Below are 19,469 nucleotides of genomic sequence, written 5' to 3' on the forward strand. Positions count from 1 at the left end.
TTATTTAAGTGCTTGTTCCAGGTCGGCAATAAGATCTTCAATATCCTCAACACCAACACTCAAACGCAGCAAGTTATCAGTAACACCTACCTTTTCACGCTCTTCCTTAGGAATTGAACCATGAGTCATAGATACCGGATGATTGATCAGTGATTCTACACCACCCAATGATTCAGCCAATGTAAAGACATGAAACGAACCCGCTACCCTAAAGGTTTCCTGCAGATCAGCCCCTTTCAAAGTGAAAGATACCATTCCTCCAAAATCGCGCATCTGCTTTTTAGCAATGTCATGATTAGGATGATCTTCAAAACCCGGCCAGTATATTTTATCAACCTTAGGATGGGTTTTAAGGAAATGCGCCACTTTAGCACCATTCTCACAATGCGCTTTCATACGCAAATGCAAGGTTTTAATCCCTCTTAGTACTAAGAAAGCATCCTGAGGTCCAGGTGTAGCACCACAAGCATTATAAATAAACCAAAGGTCTTTATACAATTGCTCATCGTTAACCAATAAAGCACCCATAACCACATCAGAGTGTCCACCGATATATTTCGTAACGGAATGCATTACAATATCAGCACCTAAATCCATAGGATTCTGCAAATATGGGGACGCAAAAGTATTGTCGACCGTTAACAGCAAATTACGCTCTTTAGTAATTTTAGCCATTCCTTCAATGTCAACAATCTGCATAGTCGGATTAGTAGGTGTTTCTATCCAGACTAACTTCGTTTTATCGTTGATGTAAGGTAAAATGTTCTCAGGTTTGGAAAGATCCAGAAAATGGAACTTAATACCATATTTAGCATAAACCTTAGTGAATATCCTGTACGAACCTCCGTAAAGATCATTACCCGTAATCACCTCGTCTCCCGGACTTAATAATTTCATTACTGCATCCGTAGCGCCCATACCACTAGAGAATGCCAGTCCATGCTTTGCATTTTCCAAAGCTGCTAAACAAGCCTCCAACGCCACACGAGTTGGGTTGGTACCTCTTGAATATTCGAAACCTTTATGATCTCCTGGCGATTTCTGCCAATAAGTAGAGGTCTGATAAATTGGGGTCATTACTGCTCCTGTTGTAGGATCAGGCTCTTGTCCTGCATGGATCGCTTTTGTTGCAAACTTCATATGTCGTTATTTTGCTCTAATTCTGATTTAAACTGATAGCCCAGGTTTTTACCAGTCGGATAACCACTTGCAGCTAACATGGTCTGTTTCTGATATAAAGTTACATCTTTTATCTCTGCAAAAGGAGGTAGTATAAGGTCAGAATTCAGACAGAACAAAATTGACCTTTCAATGATATCTGTAAGAATATCTTCATTAATTACATTTTCAGCCATATTCTGATAAAGAAAATCTAATGTCCCCTCGCCTTCTACGATAAAATGCTTGTCTTTATTCACTAAAATACGAGCTATTAAAGAGCCTTGATCTGCCTGACGATTATACTTAACAGAATCTGCAAGAAAATTATGGATGTAAATCGCACCACAATAAGCCAGCGATTCATCAGATTTAATATAATTGGTCTGAAAAATAGATGATGAACTATCGAAGCTAAAAACATTACTGTGCATGGAAACCATCAGCATATCGCCAGAAAATTTCAATTCTGCTTCAAACTTACTACTCTCTTTAAAATGAACCTCAACACTTGGGTCTTTCACCGTATAATCACCCTGCAATTTTGAAGCTGTTTTAAACAGCTGCTTTTTTAACAAAGCAAATACCTCTGCAGTATTTCTATAAATGGCTTGCTTTAATGAAGCTTTATGCTCAAGTTCATTTAATATTTTACCGTAGTTATCTGTATCCATATCCATTAATATGCCCTTGCAAATAGTACACGTTGGGTTGATGGTTTACCTGTGTAAATACAAACGCCATCTTCCATTTTATTATCCAAAGGCACACATCTTATCGTTGCTTTTGTCTCTTCTTTGATCTTTTGTTCCGTTTCAGGAGAACCATCCCAATGCGCAGCAATAAAACCAGTTTTAGTATCTAACAACTCCTTAAATTCATCATAAGAATTGGCTTCTGTGATGTGTTCATTTCTGAAGTTTAAGGCTTTATTAAAGATATTTTCCTGAATATCTTCCAGTAATTGTGCAATGTGAATATCTAATCCATCCTGTAAAACAGTCTGTTTTTCACGTGTATCTCTACGCGCAAGTTCAACAGTACCATTTTCCATATCACGGCCACCAATAGCTAAACGTACCGGTACACCTTTCAATTCGTATTCTGCAAATTTAAAGCCTGGACGTTGCGAATCACGGTCGTCATATTTAACAGAGATTCCCATGCGTTTCAACTTAGCACTTAGTTCATTAACAAAAGCACTAATCTTCTGCAATTCTTCTTCGCTCTTGTAAATAGGCACTATAACTACCTGTATCGGCGCTAATTTAGGAGGCAACACCAAACCAGCGTCATCACTATGTGCCATAATTAAGGCACCTATTAAACGCGTAGAAACACCCCATGAGCTGGCCCATACATGTTCTATTTTACCCTCTTTATTGGTAAACTTCACATCAAACGCCTTAGCAAAGTTCTGTCCTAAGAAGTGAGAAGTACCGGCTTGTAAAGCTTTTCCATCCTGCATTAAAGCTTCGATACAATAAGTATCTAATGCCCCTGCAAAACGCTCATTAGGTGTTTTCACACCTTTTACTACTGGTACAGCCATCCAGTTCTCTGCGAAATCAGCATAAACTTCCAACATCTGTTTAGTTTCCGCAATTGCTTCATCTGCTGTTGCATGAGCTGTATGTCCTTCCTGCCACAAGAACTCCGTAGTTCTTAAAAATAAACGCGTACGCATTTCCCAACGCACAACGTTAGCCCATTGGTTAACAAGGATTGGCAAATCACGGTACGACTGAATCCAGCCTTTATAGGTATTCCAGATAATAGTTTCAGAAGTTGGTCTGACGATCAGTTCTTCTTCTAATTTTGCAGTTTCATCAACAATAATGTTCCCATTTCCGTCGTTTTTAAGACGATAATGTGTCACAACGGCACATTCTGTGGCAAAACCGTCAACATGTGATGCTTCTTTAGAAAAATATGACTTGGGGATGAATAAAGGAAAATAAGCATTGCTGTGGCCTGTATCTTTAAATTTCTGGTCCAAAACCGCCTGCATCTTCTCCCAAATGGAGTATCCATAGGGTTTAATTACCATACATCCCTTAACGGATGAGTGCTCTGCCAGGTCGGCCTTTATAACAATGTCGTTATACCACTGGGAATAATCTTCGTTTTTGCTTGTAATACCTTTGCTCATAACTATCTGGAACGTTTTTTGTATTAAGTGACTTGTAATGTAGGCTACAAATCTATAAATTTATACCTACAAAAAACACAAATACACACAAAGAAGGGATAGTTATGAAATCAAATTATTTAATCACGAGTATGCTGGCGCTTACGACCCTGGTTGTTGCGTCATGCTCTGCACCCAGGTTTGCGCAGAATAACTCGTATGACGATGTTTATAACTCTGTAGCGCAGGCCAAAGAGTATAAGCAACAAGTACCTGTAAGAAATCAGGAGAATAGAGATTCGGATTACAATAATCAGGATGAATTCTATGGCACAAGCGATCCTTATTATGATATGGATTATTCTTCGCGTATCAATAGATTTTCTTATGGAGGTCCATCATGGAGAGGTTATTACGACCCTTACTTTGATGGTGGATGGTATGGCAATTACGGCATGTCTTTAGGATTTGGCTTTGGATATAATCCATTTTATGGTTCTATGTGGGGTTCACCATATTATAACTCATGGGGTAACTACTATTCTCCTTTCTGGGGACATAACTACTATGGCGGTGGTTACTGGGGTAATGGCTTTTATGGTGGTGGACTTTGGGGCGGTGGCTATTGGGGTGGCGGTTTCTATACCGGCAGAACAACCCCTGTAAACTATGGAACCAGACCTAGCAGAGGAAGCATGAACGGATATACAGGTAACAGAGGCTATGGTAATAACGGAATTTCTCCAAGATCATCAAGAGGACAATCCAACAATACGGGTTACAGTAATACCAGACCATCAAGGGGCAATTCTAACGGGACAATAAATAGACCATCAAATAACGATGGTTCAAGACCTACTGGAAATACGACGACAAGGCCTAGCAGAGGCGAAGCTACGAGACCAGACAGAGGAGAATCTACAAGACCTGCGAACACTGAAACCAGCAGACCAAGCAGAGGAGAAACTACAAGACCCAGCAGAACGGAATCAAGACCACAACCTCAGGAAAGACCTGCTTCCAGGCCAACAAGAGAGTCTTACTCTCCACCTCCATCGTATAACCCACCATCAAGATCATCTGGCGGCAGTTATGGCGGCGGTAGCTCTGGCGGTACAAGCAGACCATCAAGAGGTGGAGGCAGATAATTTAGCGAAAGACACAAATGAAGAAATTTATACAAATGCTTATGGTAGCTACAGTAGCTACCACAGGCACAACATATGCTCAGTACGTAGGTGATGCAATTCGTACCGCTAAAGGTGATTACGGAAGTTCTGCCAGATTTAAAGGTATGGGTAACGCTCAGATTGGTGTTGGTGGAGACATGAGCTCGTTGGGTGGAAATCCTGCGGGACTTGGTCTTTTTACCAGATCAGAATTCAGCTTAACTCCGGAATTTAATAATGCGACTTCTAAGTCAGATTATCTTGGTCAGAAAGGAACCGGATCTAAAGATAAGATGAATATCAATCAGGCCGGTGTAGTCTGGTACAATCCTACTTTTAAATATGAAGGTCAGGACACTAGAAAAGGCGTTTTAAGTGTGGTCTTCGGTATTGGATTTAACAGAACCGGTGATTTCACTCAACAATATAATTACGGTGGTAATAATACAGAAACCTCAATGCGTGATTATTTTGCAGCTCTTGCAAATAACTCTAAGGATCAGTTTGGAAACCTAGCCAACAACTCTCTGGAGAATATGGCCTTCCAAAACTTTTTAATTAACAAGATCACTCCAACAGGAGGGGGAATTCCTGATTACAGTGCTACCCCATCTAGCCCGAACTTACAGCGTATGAACTCGGTTTCTTACGGTGGTACTTCTGAACTGAACTTTTCAGGTGCAATAAATATTTCTAATCAACTATACTTAGGTGCAACTATTGGAATGGTTAATACACGTTTTATTAATGATTCACAGTATACAGAGAACGGTGTTCTAAATCCTTATGACGATGACCCTACTCCTCCAGAGCTTCCAGGTTACACAGGTGAAGAAAAATATAATTTCTCCTACACAAGTCGTCAGGAAACAAGAGGTTCTGGTATTAATGGTAAATTAGGTTTAATATTCAGACCAGTTCCTGATTTCAGAATTGGTGCAACATTCCAGACACCTACATGGTTCTATGTGGAAGATTATTTTGCAGAAGATTTATTAACTTCATTATCCGGATCAATAGTTGAGAATCCAGTTAATCCACTATCATACACCTATACCTATAGATTGAAAACACCATTAAAAGGATCCTTAGGGGCAAGTTATGTAATTGGTGGGCAAGGAATTATTTCTGCCGATGTAGATTTCATCGATTATTCAAGCACAAAATTCTCTATGGATGGAGGCGGAATGCTGACCCAGGACATGGCTGCAGACAATGCCGAAATTAAAAAGTTTTATACCTCTGCTGTTAATTACAGAGTGGGTGGCGAGTATAAAATTAACGATTTGAGCTTAAGGGCTGGTTATGGTTTAAATGGCAGTCCAGTAAAAGATGATACTAAAAAAATATTTGACACTCAGTATTTTACTGGTGGTTTAGGATACCGAATCAATGAATATTATTTTGACATTGCTTATCAACATGTACAATCTGAAAACAGATTTAGTCCTTATATGTTAAATGGTGCTGAACCTGTTGCAGCAATTAAAAATTCGAACAACAATGTATTCTTAACATTTGGAGTAAGATTTTAAACTAAGCATTTATTAACGTCAAGTTTTAATTTTAAATAAAAGAAAAGGCCTGCAAATTGATACAGGCCTTTTCTTTTATCCACAATATGTATAATTGTAAGGTTATAGGATTCCGTGTAGAGACGCACCTTTTACAGCTAATCTTTCTATCTCTCTTTCTACCCTTTCATCTTTGATCAGTTCCGGTGCATGATGTGGCTTTCTACGCGCATCTATAATAACCGGCCCGGTACAGCCCCAATGTTTCTCACGGATAAAGCTTCCTACCCCATGTATATCTGCCGCGGGATTACTTCTTGTAAAAGTAACCCATACCAGATTATTAATCGAAGCAGCTGTAAACTGATGATCATCGCAAAGTACAATTAGTGCCAGACCTGTCAGTTCCTGATGCTTTAAATGTTCATTTAACAAAACCATTTCCTGCTCTGCATGTGCAGCATCTATATAAGGATGACCTTTCAGTGCCAATACTCCAGGCATGGCCATTTGATAATGACTAAAAGGTTCTGGTAATTTAAATCTTTCTGGAAGTTTTTCCGTCAACTCTCTCTTTTTTGCTCCTGCAGCTGCAAAAACTACTTTAGAACCACTGTTAAGTCCATCTCCACTATAATCTAATGTATCTATGGTAGTATGCGTATGAAAATGTAGATCTGTTTTAAAATCCATTCTCGAAAGCACATGCTGCATAAATCCAGAAAGATCATTTGTATCTAGAGTTTCATTATCCTCCCTGGCAGCTATAAACAAATACTTGGCAAGACTTAACTGATTCTTACCTAAAATATGATTCGCAATGGTCAGGATTTCTTGTGGCCTGCGCTCATTAAGATATGGCGTATACCTTTCGCTGCCGATAGCAAACAACAAAGGGTGTACCCCTGCCGCATCAACTGCATTAACTTCTTTCAGGCCATGGATTTCTTTGGGCAATGCTGAACCGGTGATTTCATGAATCAAAGCTCCAAAACTCGTATCTTCTTGTGGAGGTCTACCAACAACAGTAAATGACCATATAGCATCTTTACGATGATATACATTATGCACTTTCATTACTGGGAAAGGGTGGGTAAGACTATAATAGCCCAAATGATCACCAAATGGTCCTTCGGGCTTATTGTCCTGAGGATACACAGTACCTGTGATGACAAAATCAGCATCAGCAGAAAGGCAAAAACCTTCATGATCATAAAAGTATCTGAACCTTCTGTTCCCTAAAGCACCGGCAAAAGTCATTTCCGACAAGCCTTCAGGTAATGGCATCACCGCAGCCAAAGGATGTGAAGGTGGTCCACCCACAAAAATACTTACCTTTAACGGTTCTCCTTTAGCATTGGCCTTAGACTGATGCACCCCTATCCCTCTGTGAATCTGATAATGTAATCCAATCTCCTCATTTAACTCGTAATCGTTGCCCGAAAGCTGAATCCTGTACATTCCAAGATTAGCATTTAAAATCCCTGGTTTATCAATATCCTCAGTATAAACCTGTGGCATAGTAATAAAAGGACCTCCATCCATTGGCCAGTTTACAATTTGTGGCAATGCACTGATAGTGGTCTTTTTAAATACAGACTTAAAGGATTGCTTTAATGGTAAAGCCGTCAACGCAGTAAAACCTATACCAGGCAACTTAAAAGGATTTTTTAATGCTTTAATAGGATCAGAACGGAGGTTTACCAATTGTTCTACCTTAGGCAAACTATCTCTGAACATAAACTTAGAGCGCTCAAGTGTTCCGAACAAATTGGAAACAGCAGGAAATTTACTACCTTTTACTTTTTCAAAATATAATGCAGGTCCCTTGTTCTCATAAACACGTAAATGAATAGCTGCCATTTCAAGGTATGGATCTACCTCTTCTTTAATACGAACCAAATGACCGTGTTTCTCTAAATCAGCAACACAATCTGCTAAGCTTTTATATCCCATTGTCACCAAAGATATTAAAGAAAGGCGTAAAACACATACAAAAAAAGCCGTATCATCATTAATGATACAGCTTCTTTACATTTTGCTTTTTAACTTATTTTTTTCCTGCAAATGAACGTAACATCCAGGTATTTTTCTCTTTGAATTGCATGAACTTGTTGACCATATCATTAGTACCATCATCCCCTACTTTATCGGTTTCATCCAATAGATCACGTTCCAGTTTGATCAGTTCAGACATATCATCCAGAATTGCATTAACCATGTCCAGGTCTTTCATACCTATTGTATCAATTTCCTTAATTGTTGATTCTTTAATGTAATCAGCGAAACGACTATGTGGTGGCTTACCCAAAGTCAGTACTCGTTCTGCAATTTCATCAATCGTCAACTGTGCATTGGTATACAGCTCTTCAAACTTAATATGCAAGGTAAAAAAGTTTTGCCCTTTGATGTTCCAATGGCATCCTCTTAATTTCTGATAATGGATATGATAATTAGCCAGGTAATCATTCAACATGTCAACTACTGGTTTCACTTGATTTTCACTTAATTTAATTGCATTTGCAGCCATAGTGTTAATTTTTATTGTTTATTAGTTGTGTTATTATTATAATAATCACTGTTATATATATAACAGCGAAAGCAAAGAATGGTTTTTATAAATATCAACAAACCGTGCAATAGGAGCAAGAAAAGAACGTTTAATATTCGAATTAGGCTCATTATTTATATTATTCGTATTATTGCCCAATAAAATTTACAAAAACGTTAATGCACAAATATTATATAGTCTCCGTATTTGCTCTTCTAATGAACTTGTCGGCCGCAAGTGCCATCACCAGAGATTCCATAGGAGTGGAAAACAACAAAGGGAAGAAACTAATTATTCATCAGGTAGCTGCTAAAGACACTTATTACTCTATTGCACGTCGTTATAATGTCGTTCCTAAAGATATTATGACCTTTAACGACAGCAAATTCTTACAAATTGGCGTCATCATTAAAGTACCTACAAATATCCCTTTTGTCAATGCTACTGCAAGTGCTAAAACACCTGCAACCACTGGAAATAGAAATCAGAATCCAATAAGCACAAGAACTACTGAAACTGAGTTTAAAGAACATACAGTTCAGAAAAAGGAAAATCTGAATATGATCGCTGGAATGTATGGCACGACAGTAAATGAACTTAAAAGGATAAACGATCTGAAAAATAACAATCTGCAAATTGGTCAGATTTTAAAAGTACCTGGTTCTACAGAACAACCTTCAACACATCAGACTCCTGTACAAACACCTGTACAGCCAGTAAATCAAAAAGTAGAAAACGCGGTAGTAAAAACCGAAATTCCTCCAGAGAACAGATATCAAAAACCAACAAAAGCTGAAAGAAAAGAGGCTGAAAAGAAAGAAGCAGAAAACAGTAAACCTGAAAAATTCATAGAACATACTGTAGCTTCTAATGAAACTATGTATTCTATAGCAACTCGCTATAAATTAACAATGGATCAATTAAAAGCTAAAAACAACCTTACTGACAATTCTCTGCGTGTTGGTCAAAAACTACTAATCAGCGGACAGTACCCAGCTAAAAACGTATCTCAAGCCGGTGATACGCGACCTGACACCTTAAATTCTATCAAAGACCCATCTTTAAGGTTACCTGCCAGCCGATATGGTTTAAACCAGATAGATGAAAAGGGAGCTGCACTATGGATTGCAGACCCATATCTTGATCCTTCTAAAATGTTGGTATTACACAGGTCTGCACCTATAGGCACTGTAATGAAAATTACCAACCCTATGACTAACCGTTCGACCTTCGCAAAAGTTGTAGGTAAATTCACAGAAAATGAATCTACAAAGGATGTTGTCATTGTAATGACTAAAGCTGTAGCTGACGCGCTAGGTGCATTAGATAAAAGATTTTATTGCAATTTAACATACGGCGGACAAGACAATGAGCAATAAGCCATTCATTATTGGTATTGCAGGAGGAAGTGGTTCAGGCAAGACCTTTTTCTTAAACTCATTTCTTCATCATTTTAAGCAAGATGAAGTTACGCTGGTTTCACAAGATGATTACTATCATCCTGCAGGAGAAATGACCCAGGAAGAGAACAAGTTGTATAACTTTGATTTACCACGTACTATAGATCATGAGCAATTTTTACTCGATATTAAAAAACTGATCAAAGGCGAAGTCATCTATAAAAAAGAATACAACTTTAATAATCCACTTGCAGTGACAAAGATCCTGGAAATTAGTCCAGCACCTATTATTATTGTAGAAGGACTTTTCATCTTACATTTCCAGGAAATCGCAGCATTGCTTAACCATAGAATCTTCGTAGAAGCCGAAGATAGTGTCGCATTACAGCGTCGCATAAAACGCGATGGAATGGAACGAGGCTATCCTGAAGATGATGTGCTTTATAAATGGCATCATCATGTAGTACCCGCATATCAGGAGTTCTTGCTTCCTTATAAAAATTTATGCGAAACCATTGTAGTTAATAATCATGACACACCGGACGACATCATTAGCATTACAGAAAAGATATCTGTAGATTTAAAAGAGAAATATTGCAAAACAAAATAGCATAAAAAAGGGAGCCTATCGGCTCCCTTTTTTATGCTTTAGAATACCATTTCAGGCACATTATCATCTGCCAACAGCTTCCCTAATGTCGCCTGCTTTATAAAATCAACACTTACCCCCGGTGCACGTTCAATCAGTTTAAAACCGCCCTCCGGTAAAACATCCAGAACAGCCAATTCTGTTACAATCTTCTTAATACACTTTACCCCGGTTAGAGGTAAAGTACATTTAGGCAGCAACTTACTTTCACCAGCCTTGTTTACATGCTGCATGGCTACAATTATGTTTTTGGCAGAAGCGACCAGATCCATAGCTCCTCCCATACCTTTCACCATTTTCCCCGGTATTTTCCAGTTAGCGATATCTCCATTTTCAGAAACCTCCATAGCGCCAAGAATAGTCAGGTCTATCTTTTGACTTCTGATCATTCCAAAACTCATTGCAGAATCAAAAATAGATGATCCCGGCAAAGTAGTAATGGTCTGCTTTCCTGCATTAATCAGATCGGGGTCTTCTTCTCCTTCAAAAGGAAAAGGTCCCATTCCCAATAGCCCATTTTCAGATTGTAACACTACATTTATCCCCTCAGGAATATAATTGGCAACTAACGTAGGTATGCCAATTCCTAAATTCACATAATAACCGTCACGTATTTCTTTTGCGATGCGCTGCGCAATTCCATTTTTATCCAGCATATAAATATCTTATAGGATTATCCTTTAGTTCTAACTGTACGTTGTTCAATTCTTTTCTCGTAATCTGCTCCCTTAAAAATCCGATGAACAAATACACCTGGCGTATGAATCTGATCAGGATCCAGCTCCCCTGCTTCTACCAGCTCTTCTACTTCAGCAATAGTGATCTTACCTGCCATAGCCATCACAGGATTAAAGTTACGGCTGGTTGAACGGTAAATCAAATTTCCTGCTGTATCTCCTTTCCATGCCTTTACAATTGCAAAATCCGCATCAAAAGCATATTCCATCAGATAATCTTTACCATTAAAGTTTCTCACTTCTTTACCTTCAGCAACCTCCGTACCTACCCCTGCCGGAGTAAATATTGCAGGCATACCATATCCGGCTGCCATGCACCTGGTTGCCAATGTTCCCTGTGGAATCAGTTCTACTTCAAGTTCACCACTTAACAACTGTCGCTCAAATTCAGCATTTTCCCCTACATAAGAAGATACCATTTTTTTCACCTGGTGTTGTTGCAACAACAAACCTATTCCAAAATCATCCACTCCCGCATTGTTGGAAATACAGGTTAGCTCTGTAACACCTTTTTTTACAAGTGCATTGATACAATTTTCTGGAATGCCGCATAAACCGAATCCACCAAGCATTAAAGTATCACCATTTTTGATGTCCTTTATAGCTTCCTCAGCACCTGAAACAACTTTATTGATCATATAATTAGATTTTACTGCTAAATTATACTATATCTGGCGTACCGACCAACTTATTTATCGATTTCTATAATCTTATCGTTTCCTCCATTACTACTGCCTATATAAATTTTGCCATCGGGTGACTGACAAATAGCTCTTAACCGGCCAAATTCATTTACAAAGAAATCTCTGCTACCATCTATCTTATCGCCAGCTTCATTCAACCTAAGTTGTGTAAATTTAGATGCCTTTAAGCTTAACAGTAATAAAGAGTTTTTGAACTGAGGAATAAGATTCGAATTATAATAAGTAAGCCCTGATGTAGCAATTGTAGGTGTCCAGGCCATCAAGGGCTCTACTACATTATTAGCAGTACAAAAAGTCTGTTCTGAAGATTTATCACAAAAGCCTTCTACATTTGGCCAGCCATAATTACGTCCTTTAATAATCAGATTTACTTCATCATCACTATTAGGACCATGCTCAGATGAATATATTTTATTACCCACCTGTACTAAACCCTGCGGATTACGATGTCCGAAGGTCCAGACCTTGCTATTTGGGAAAGGATTATCGGATGGAGTTGTTCCATCCAGGTTTATTCGTAATATTTTACCAGATAAAGAACTCATGTCTTGTGCATTACCAGAAACACTTGCATCACCTGTAGTAATCAAAAGCTTTTGATCTGTAGTAACCATCAACCTCGAACCATTGTGTACAAAAGCCGCAGGAATCATTTCCAACAATGTTAAAGGTGTATTTAATGTCCCACCAGAATAATTATAGCGTACTACTTTCTCCCGATACCCTGATGGTGAATTATAATTATAAACGATAAATACCCATGGATTTGTAGAAAATTCCGGATTTAATGCCATACCGAGCAAGCCTCCCTCGTTCTGACTTACTACCTCAGCTACATTCAATAACAATGTTACTGCACCAGTCTCTGGATTTACACGACTTATTTTACCCCCACGTTCTGTAATCCACAATTGTTTGTCCGGACCATATACTATTTCCCATACATGAGAAAGTCCCGTACTGACTACCCTTGTTTTTAAGGCAACCTCTGGCAGCAATACCTGATCATCATTAGCAGATGGATTGCTTTTGGAACAAGAGGCGGCAGCAAATATAAAAGCGAGAATACCTAGGGCAAGTGTTTTCATGATATGATGTTATATTTATAATAAAAGCCAGTTAAAGGATGAATTATAAATATAACACACTCATTTTAAATATGTTTACTTAATTAAAATAAACATAAGTAATACCGTCCCCTCCTCTGTCTGCATGTTCATCTTCCAATCGGTTTACCTGGCTATATTTTTTAAGATACTCCCTGATCATTTTTCGAAGGATGCCATCCCCCTTTCCATGAATAAGCTTTACCACAGGAAAACCTAGCATGATCGACTTATCCATATATTTTTCCACTTCGTGAATAGCATGTTCACCACGCATCCCTCTCAAATCTAACTCAGCATTAAAACTACTGATCGCATCCGAAATACTACCTGTAAAGGAATTCGTCTGAGCAGCCTTTTTCGCTTGTTTATTACTAATTTTCAGCACCCTGTTTTTCTTTACTACTGAACGTAAATCACCCAGTGCCAACACTAAATTATCTCTGTTGATTTCTAAAACCTGACCTGTAGTTTCACTATCCCGAAGTTGAACCCAGTCGCCCACCACAATTGGCGTATTCAGGGGCTCTACTACCACTTGCTTTTTCTCTTCTTTCACATAGTTTTGCACCAAAGCTTTTTGAAGATTTTGTCTTAATTCTTTTGTTACTGCATTATCAGCCTGCTTTTCTTTAATCTTGGCGACAGTATTCTCAACCAGTTTATTTGCATTCTTGATGATAGCCTGCGCCTCAAGTTTAGCTTCTTTTATCAGTATTTTCTTGTTTTCTTCTAAATATGCCTTTTGCTTTTCATTCTCTGCTACCAGATTTTTTACCTTATTCTGCTGATTCGACAACTGGAGTTTAGTATCATAAATCTGCTTTTTTTCTCTTTCCAGATCAACCAATAAGCTATCTATTCTATTCTGATTGGTACCGGTTTTAGCCCTGGCTAATTCAAGCACTTCTTTTTGCAGGCCGATATTCTGTGCGATTTCAAATGCATAAGAACTCCCCGGCTTACCAATTTCCAGAACATATAATGGCTTCATCCTGTCATTATCAAACAGCATCGAAGCGTTTTCAAGACCAGGTGTATTACCTGCAAAAAGCTTCAAATTTGAATAGTGAGTAGTGATTACACCTCTTACTTTCTTGTTATTCAACACTTCCAATACTGCCTCAGCCATAGGTCCGCCAAACTGAGGGTCAGTACCTGTACCAAACTCATCAATCAGCACCAATGATTTTGGACTGGCATGTGCGACGAAATAACGCATCTTGGTTAAGTGTGCACTGTAAGTACTTAAGTCACTTTCAATAGATTGATCATCCCCGATGTCAGCAAAGATATTATCAAATATCCCCACCTCACTTGATTCATGAACGGGAATTAATAAGCCCGACTGCACCATCAGCTGCAATAAACCAACGGTTTTCATACAAACAGATTTACCTCCGGCATTGGGGCCGGATACCAACACAATCCTAAGGTTATCGTTAATATGAATATTTAAAGGCACTACCGTTTTCTTATCCTCTTTAAAGGACAAATACAATAATGGATGTCTTGCATTAATCAATTTCGTTTTCGCCCCATTCATTAAAACAGGCATATCTGCCTCTATATCAATTGCAAATAAAGCCTTAGCCCTTACAAAATCGAGTTTTGTAAGGAAACCATGGTAGGACAATAAAAGTGGGGTATATGGCCGTAAATCATTGGTCAGCGCAATTAGAATTCTGATAATTTCCCTGCGTTTATCAAACTCCAGATCCCGTATTTTATTATTTAATGTAAATACCTCTTCAGGCTCTATATACACAGTTTGCCCACTAGCCGATTCATCATGAATAAAACCTCTTAATTTTCTTTTATTCTCTGCGAGTACAGGAATACACATCCGGCCATCACGAATAGTTAAGCTGCCATCTGCAACCCAGTTATTACCTACTGCCTGCTTATATATAGAGTCCATCCGCTTGCGTACATCCTGCTCAGCTTTGGCAATATCACCAATGATCTCCTGCAAAAGAGGCGAAGCATTCGGCTTAATTTTCCCTTTTGGATCAAGTACTGTCTCAATCTTTTTAAGGATATTTCTCTCTACCGGTAAATGCTCAAATAATGCTTCAAGATTAGGATATATACCTTCTCTTTCTTCAAAAAACCTCAACACAGAAAATACAGTTTGCAAAGAAGCATACATCTGATGCAATTCATCTTCTACAAGATAAGTTCCTTCTACGCGGATTTTCTCGGCAAGTCTTTTAATATCAAAAAAGGTACTGATCTGTAAAGGCTCCTGATTCTCCAGAATACTTTTAAACTCATGAGTTTGCCTTAAAAACTTATTGATCTGGTCAAATTTGGTCATTACCTGCATCTTCCCGACCATTTGTTGTCCCATTGGACTTAAACAGTGTTTTAAAATAAGTTGCCTTACCTCATTAAACCCCAAACGCTCCAAACAATTCTCTGGATATAACATACTTATTTTAAATCTTTCAGACCTTTATAGTCCATTTTTAACATCATCACATCAATCTTTTTCTTCACAACAGTATCCTGCTGACTTGTATCTTTCTGGCCTTTAAGCTTTGGCTTTTTCAATAAGGCTGTATCTCTTAACAAAAAGTTAGCCCAGAAAGTAGAATCAGCAGTTCTTGTCGAATCTCGAACAAACTTCATTCTTAACTTCGCAATCTCCTTTGCCTGGATAATAGAATCCGCTTTTATAATTCCGTCTTTCTCCTTTGTCAGTTCTGCTGTCACTTTTACATAAATATCATTTAGCACTTTAGGCTGTTTATAATAATAATCCATGCTCTTATGATAAAGTACTGAGTCTATATCATACTTTTTGTAAATCCCCTTGTAGTATTCAGCAGCTTTTATTTTAACAGAATCCGAACGCGATGTCATTCCCAGGTAACTGTCCGCAATATGAATATCGTGCAACACTTCAGCCATCTCGTCGGGCTGAATGATGTCGCCAGGAACCCCCGGTTTGCATCCAGAAACAGAAAATAGTATCATTGCTATATAAAGAAAGTTCCTCATTATGTTAAAACATCATTATTTCTTAGACAAAGTTCGCTAAGGTTGTTAATTTTACCAAAAATACTGATAAATGAGTATAGCAGATAACTTATTAAAATATAAAAGCGAATTAGATCCCCTATCCGTAAAATTAATTGCGGTATCTAAATATAAAGAAGCTGATGCCGTTCTGGAAGCTTACAATGCCGGACAACGGATATTTGGTGAAAACATAGTCCAGGAACTTGTTGAAAAACAAGCAGTTTTACCAAAAGACATTCAGTGGCATCTTATTGGTCATTTACAAACTAACAAAGTCAAATACATTGCCCCTTTTATAAGCCTCATTCAATCGGTAGATAGCTTAAAATTACTAACAGAAATTAATAAACAGGCGCTTAAAAACAAAAGAGTGATTGACTGCCTGCTACAAATTTATATTGCCGATGAGGATACTAAATTCGGACTTGGCTATGATGAAGCAATAGAGTTACTTCGTTCAGAAGAATTCGCAGCGATGCAAAACGTACGTATTGTTGGTATTATGGGTATCGCGAGTAACCATGCCCAGGAAAAACAGACTAAAGATGAATTCAATGAGTTAAAAGTACTTTTTGATGGTATCAAAGTGAGTTTCTTTAGAAAAGTAGATTATTTCAAAGAAGTTTCTATGGGAATGTCGGGAGATTATAAACTTGCGATTGAACAAGGCAGCACCATGGTACGGATTGGAAGTAATATTTTTGGAAAACGTGTTATTAAACATTACAAAGCCGAATCATAAATGAGCTTTATTGTAAGGACTGCCGTTAAAGAAGATTGTGTAAGATTAATGGAACTGGTTAATGAACTGGCTGTTTTTGAAAAAGCTCCCCATGAAGTAACAGTTACACTGGAAGAATTTATTGAGGCCGGCTTTGGACAAAACAAAGTATGGGATGCTATAGTTGCCGAGGATAATGGTTTTATAGCTGGGTTTGCTATTTATTATACGCGCTATTCGACATGGAAAGGACGCAGATTATATCTGGAAGATTTTATCGTTACAGAATCCTATCGTGGTCGTGGAATCGGAAAATTGCTTTTTGAAACCGTTCTGCAACACGCAAAAGACAAAAATTTCAATGGAATGAACTGGCAGGTATTGGACTGGAATGAACCTGCAATTAACTTTTATAAAAAATATCATGCAGATCTTGATCCCGAATGGCTTAATGGCTCTTTCACGAAGGAACAAATCATGAAATAGAATTAATTAACATCTACACCTATATACTATGAAAAAACTAGCTTTATTTTTACTATCTGCCAGCCTTCTGGCCTGTCAGACTGAAAAAAAAACAGGGAATGGATCTGATACAACGGGCGTGACAAGATCTGCCGAAATATCTTTCGTTTACGACTCAGTAAAGGTTGTCAGCAAACATATTGTTAAAAACGAGAACAACACTGATACAACAAAAGCAGTCTTAACCTATCCCGTTTCCATTGATACTGCATTAAACAAATTCGTAGAACAAAAACTAATGGCCTTTGCAAATGAAGGAGAACATTTCAAGACCTATCAGGAATTCGGCGATGCCTTCATTAAAAACTACGATAATTTTGTTAAGGAAAATAAAGACTATAACCAAACCTGGTTTATGGATGGAAAAATTGACGTAGTAGAAAAACTACCTCATTACTTTTCTGCATTAGTTACTTACGTAACTTATGAAGGAGGGGCACATCCGAATAGTGTATTCACTTACCTGAATTATGATCCGATAAATCATAAAGAAATAGTATTGAATGACCTCATCAATCCGAATTCTATGCCTGAATTAACTGAAGTAGCGGAAAAAATATTCAGAAAAAATGAGAAGCTGTCACCTACTGAGAGCTTAAAAGACAAATATTTCTTTGAGAACGATACATTCAGTTTAAATCAAAACTTTACAATTACAGAAAAAGGCTTGAAATTCCTTTACAATCCATACGAGATTAAAGCATACGTATATGGAACAACAGAATTGCTCATTCCTTTTGCTGAACTTAAGGATATTGCAAAGCCAAATAGTTTATTAAATCCGGCGAAATAAAAAAAATGAAGATATATAAATTTGGAGGAGCATCAGTTAAGGATGCTGACGGGGTCAGAAACATTTCATCCATTATTCAGAATCACAAAGGTAATGAACTACTGATCGTGATTTCTGCAATGGGTAAGATAACTAATAAACTGGAGGAACTTACTTCAGCTTATATAAATGGACAGGAAGATGTTCACCAAATTTTTGAAGAAGTAAAACTTTACCATTTTAACCTGCTAAATCAGCTCTTTAGTAACCATGATCATCCGATATTCAATGATATCATTAATACTTTTGTTGAAATAGACTGGCTGATTGAAGAAGAACCCGAAGATGCTCCTGATTATATTTATGATCAGATTGTCTCAATAGGTGAAATCGTATCTACTAAAATTGTTGCTGCCTATCTGAGCACATTGCAAAACAATATAAAATGGGTAGATGCCCGAAATTTTATTCATACCGACAATACTTACAGGGAAGGACTAGTAAACTGGGAAAAAACAGAAGCAGAAATACAAAAAGGTCTTGCTCCTGTTTTAAAGAATAATATTGTAGTTACACAAGGCTTTATTGGCAGTACAAGTGAAAACTTTACAACTACACTTGGCCGGGAAGGATCTGATTATTCTGCCGCTATATTTTCTGCTTGTCTCAATGCAGAATCAGTAACTATATGGAAAGATGTTCCAGGAGTATTAAATGCTGATCCAAAATGGTTTGATGTAACCGAAATGATTCCACAACTATCCTACCACGATGCAATTGAACTTGCTTATTACGGTGCTACGGTTATCCACCCAAAAACCATTAAACCGATACAGAACAAGAACATTCCATTATATGTACGGTCTTTCCTGAACCCTGATGCACCAGGTACCGAGATTACAGACTTAAAAAACCATTTGCCTGTACCATCCTTTATTTTTAAAGTAAATCAGGCATTACTATCAATTTTCCCTAAAGACTTTTCGTTCATCATTGAAGAAAACCTTAGCGATATTTTTAGCTTATTCCATAAGCATAAGGTGAAAATAAACACCATGCTCAACTCAGCCATTAGTTTTTCCATCAGCTTTGACTATGACGCGAAGAAACTGGATCAGTTGATGACAGATTTATCTAAAGACTATAAAATAAAATACAATACTGGTGTAGAACTGGTTACCATCAGATATTACAATCAGGAAACGATAGATCGGGTAACGGTCAACAAAAACATCCTTTTAGAAGTAAAAAGCAGGAATACCTGCCAGATTGTAATGAAGGATAAAAAAGAAACGGAATAATAGG

18 protein-coding genes are annotated in these 19,469 nt (G+C 37.8%); 8 read left to right on the forward strand and 10 right to left on the reverse strand.

The features are described from left to right. The 3 genes from ABDJ41_RS14780 to proS are packed head-to-tail and all read right to left on the reverse strand — an operon-like array spanning position 1 to position 3,310. Entirely contained in the window at positions 1-1,140 is a 1,140-nt protein-coding gene (locus ABDJ41_RS14780) for a cystathionine gamma-synthase (protein WP_349786836.1), read from the reverse strand. After that, positions 1,137-1,832, reverse strand: coding sequence for a hypothetical protein (locus tag ABDJ41_RS14785; protein WP_349786837.1), 696 nt, complete (start codon positions 1,830-1,832; stop codon positions 1,137-1,139). The genes ABDJ41_RS14780 and ABDJ41_RS14785 overlap by 4 nt, the downstream gene beginning before the upstream one ends. A 5-nt stretch (positions 1,833-1,837) precedes the next feature. Further along, entirely contained in the window at positions 1,838-3,310 is a 1,473-nt protein-coding gene (gene proS, locus ABDJ41_RS14790) for a proline--tRNA ligase (protein WP_349786838.1), read from the reverse strand. A 104-nt stretch (positions 3,311-3,414) separates the two neighbouring features. Between proS and ABDJ41_RS14795 the strand changes: the two genes are divergently transcribed. Continuing rightward, positions 3,415-4,437 carry a hypothetical protein gene (locus ABDJ41_RS14795; protein ID WP_349786839.1) on the forward strand — a complete coding sequence of 341 codons (1,023 nt, stop codon included), beginning with the start codon at positions 3,415-3,417 and terminating at the stop codon, positions 4,435-4,437. 17 nt (positions 4,438-4,454) lie between these two features. Further along, on the forward strand, positions 4,455-5,993 hold the full coding sequence (locus ABDJ41_RS14800) for an OmpP1/FadL family transporter (RefSeq protein ID WP_349786840.1): 1,539 nt from the start codon (positions 4,455-4,457) through the stop codon (positions 5,991-5,993). A gap of 102 nt (positions 5,994-6,095) precedes the next feature. Here the strand turns inward: ABDJ41_RS14800 and ABDJ41_RS14805 are convergent, their stop codons facing one another. Together ABDJ41_RS14805 and ABDJ41_RS14810 are read right to left on the reverse strand one after the other, a co-directional pair. Continuing rightward, a complete protein-coding gene (locus ABDJ41_RS14805; RefSeq protein WP_349786841.1) occupies positions 6,096-7,928 on the reverse strand; it encodes a UbiD family decarboxylase in 1,833 nt (610 codons plus the stop codon). A 94-nt stretch (positions 7,929-8,022) separates the two neighbouring features. Continuing rightward, on the reverse strand, positions 8,023-8,502 hold the full coding sequence (locus tag ABDJ41_RS14810; RefSeq protein ID WP_349786842.1) for a Dps family protein: 480 nt from the start codon (positions 8,500-8,502) through the stop codon (positions 8,023-8,025). A 200-nt stretch (positions 8,503-8,702) separates the two neighbouring features. Between ABDJ41_RS14810 and ABDJ41_RS14815 the strand changes: the two genes are divergently transcribed. Next, positions 8,703-9,902, forward strand: a complete 1,200-nt coding sequence (locus ABDJ41_RS14815; protein ID WP_349786843.1) for a LysM peptidoglycan-binding domain-containing protein — start codon at positions 8,703-8,705, stop codon at positions 9,900-9,902. Continuing rightward, positions 9,892-10,533, forward strand: a complete 642-nt coding sequence (locus tag ABDJ41_RS14820; protein WP_349786844.1) for a uridine kinase family protein — start codon at positions 9,892-9,894, stop codon at positions 10,531-10,533. The genes ABDJ41_RS14815 and ABDJ41_RS14820 overlap by 11 nt, the downstream gene beginning before the upstream one ends. Positions 10,534-10,571: 38 nt before the next feature. On the opposite strand, the gene ABDJ41_RS14825 is transcribed toward ABDJ41_RS14820, so the two are convergent. The 5 genes from ABDJ41_RS14825 to ABDJ41_RS14845 all read right to left on the reverse strand — a co-directional run bounded on the left by ABDJ41_RS14825 (position 10,572) and on the right by ABDJ41_RS14845 (position 16,125). After that, entirely contained in the window at positions 10,572-11,228 is a 657-nt protein-coding gene (locus ABDJ41_RS14825) for a CoA transferase subunit B (RefSeq protein ID WP_349786845.1), read from the reverse strand. A gap of 17 nt (positions 11,229-11,245) precedes the next feature. Next, a complete protein-coding gene (locus ABDJ41_RS14830; RefSeq protein WP_349786846.1) occupies positions 11,246-11,947 on the reverse strand; it encodes a CoA transferase subunit A in 702 nt (233 codons plus the stop codon). 50 nt (positions 11,948-11,997) lie between these two features. Next, the gene (locus tag ABDJ41_RS14835) at positions 11,998-13,101 is read right to left on the reverse strand and encodes a PQQ-dependent sugar dehydrogenase (RefSeq protein ID WP_349786847.1); all 1,104 of its coding nucleotides are present in this window, start codon (positions 13,099-13,101) and stop codon (positions 11,998-12,000) included. 79 nt (positions 13,102-13,180) lie between these two features. After that, entirely contained in the window at positions 13,181-15,553 is a 2,373-nt protein-coding gene (locus ABDJ41_RS14840; RefSeq protein ID WP_349786848.1) for an endonuclease MutS2, read from the reverse strand. Positions 15,554-15,555: 2 nt separating this feature from the next. Then, positions 15,556-16,125 (reverse strand): DUF4296 domain-containing protein, encoded by a 570-nt coding sequence (locus ABDJ41_RS14845; RefSeq protein ID WP_349786849.1) that lies wholly within the window; start codon positions 16,123-16,125, stop codon positions 15,556-15,558. Between the two features lie 70 nt (positions 16,126-16,195). On the opposite strand from ABDJ41_RS14845, the gene ABDJ41_RS14850 reads away from it, so the two are divergent. The 4 genes from ABDJ41_RS14850 to ABDJ41_RS14865 are packed head-to-tail and all read left to right on the forward strand — an operon-like array spanning position 16,196 to position 19,465. Then, positions 16,196-16,888 (forward strand): YggS family pyridoxal phosphate-dependent enzyme, encoded by a 693-nt coding sequence (locus ABDJ41_RS14850; RefSeq protein ID WP_349786850.1) that lies wholly within the window; start codon positions 16,196-16,198, stop codon positions 16,886-16,888. Next, positions 16,889-17,353 (forward strand): GNAT family N-acetyltransferase, encoded by a 465-nt coding sequence (locus tag ABDJ41_RS14855; protein WP_349786851.1) that lies wholly within the window; start codon positions 16,889-16,891, stop codon positions 17,351-17,353. Between the two features lie 28 nt (positions 17,354-17,381). Next, positions 17,382-18,185: a DUF3298 and DUF4163 domain-containing protein gene (locus ABDJ41_RS14860; protein ID WP_349786852.1), complete on the forward strand. Its 804-nt coding sequence runs from the start codon at positions 17,382-17,384 to the stop codon at positions 18,183-18,185. Between the two features lie 5 nt (positions 18,186-18,190). Then, on the forward strand, positions 18,191-19,465 hold the full coding sequence (locus tag ABDJ41_RS14865; RefSeq protein WP_349786853.1) for an aspartate kinase: 1,275 nt from the start codon (positions 18,191-18,193) through the stop codon (positions 19,463-19,465). Positions 19,466-19,469 lie beyond the last annotated feature (4 nt).

It is taken from the genome of Pedobacter sp. ASV1-7 (genome assembly GCF_040203335.1).
Lineage (GTDB): Bacteria > Bacteroidota > Bacteroidia > Sphingobacteriales > Sphingobacteriaceae > Pedobacter.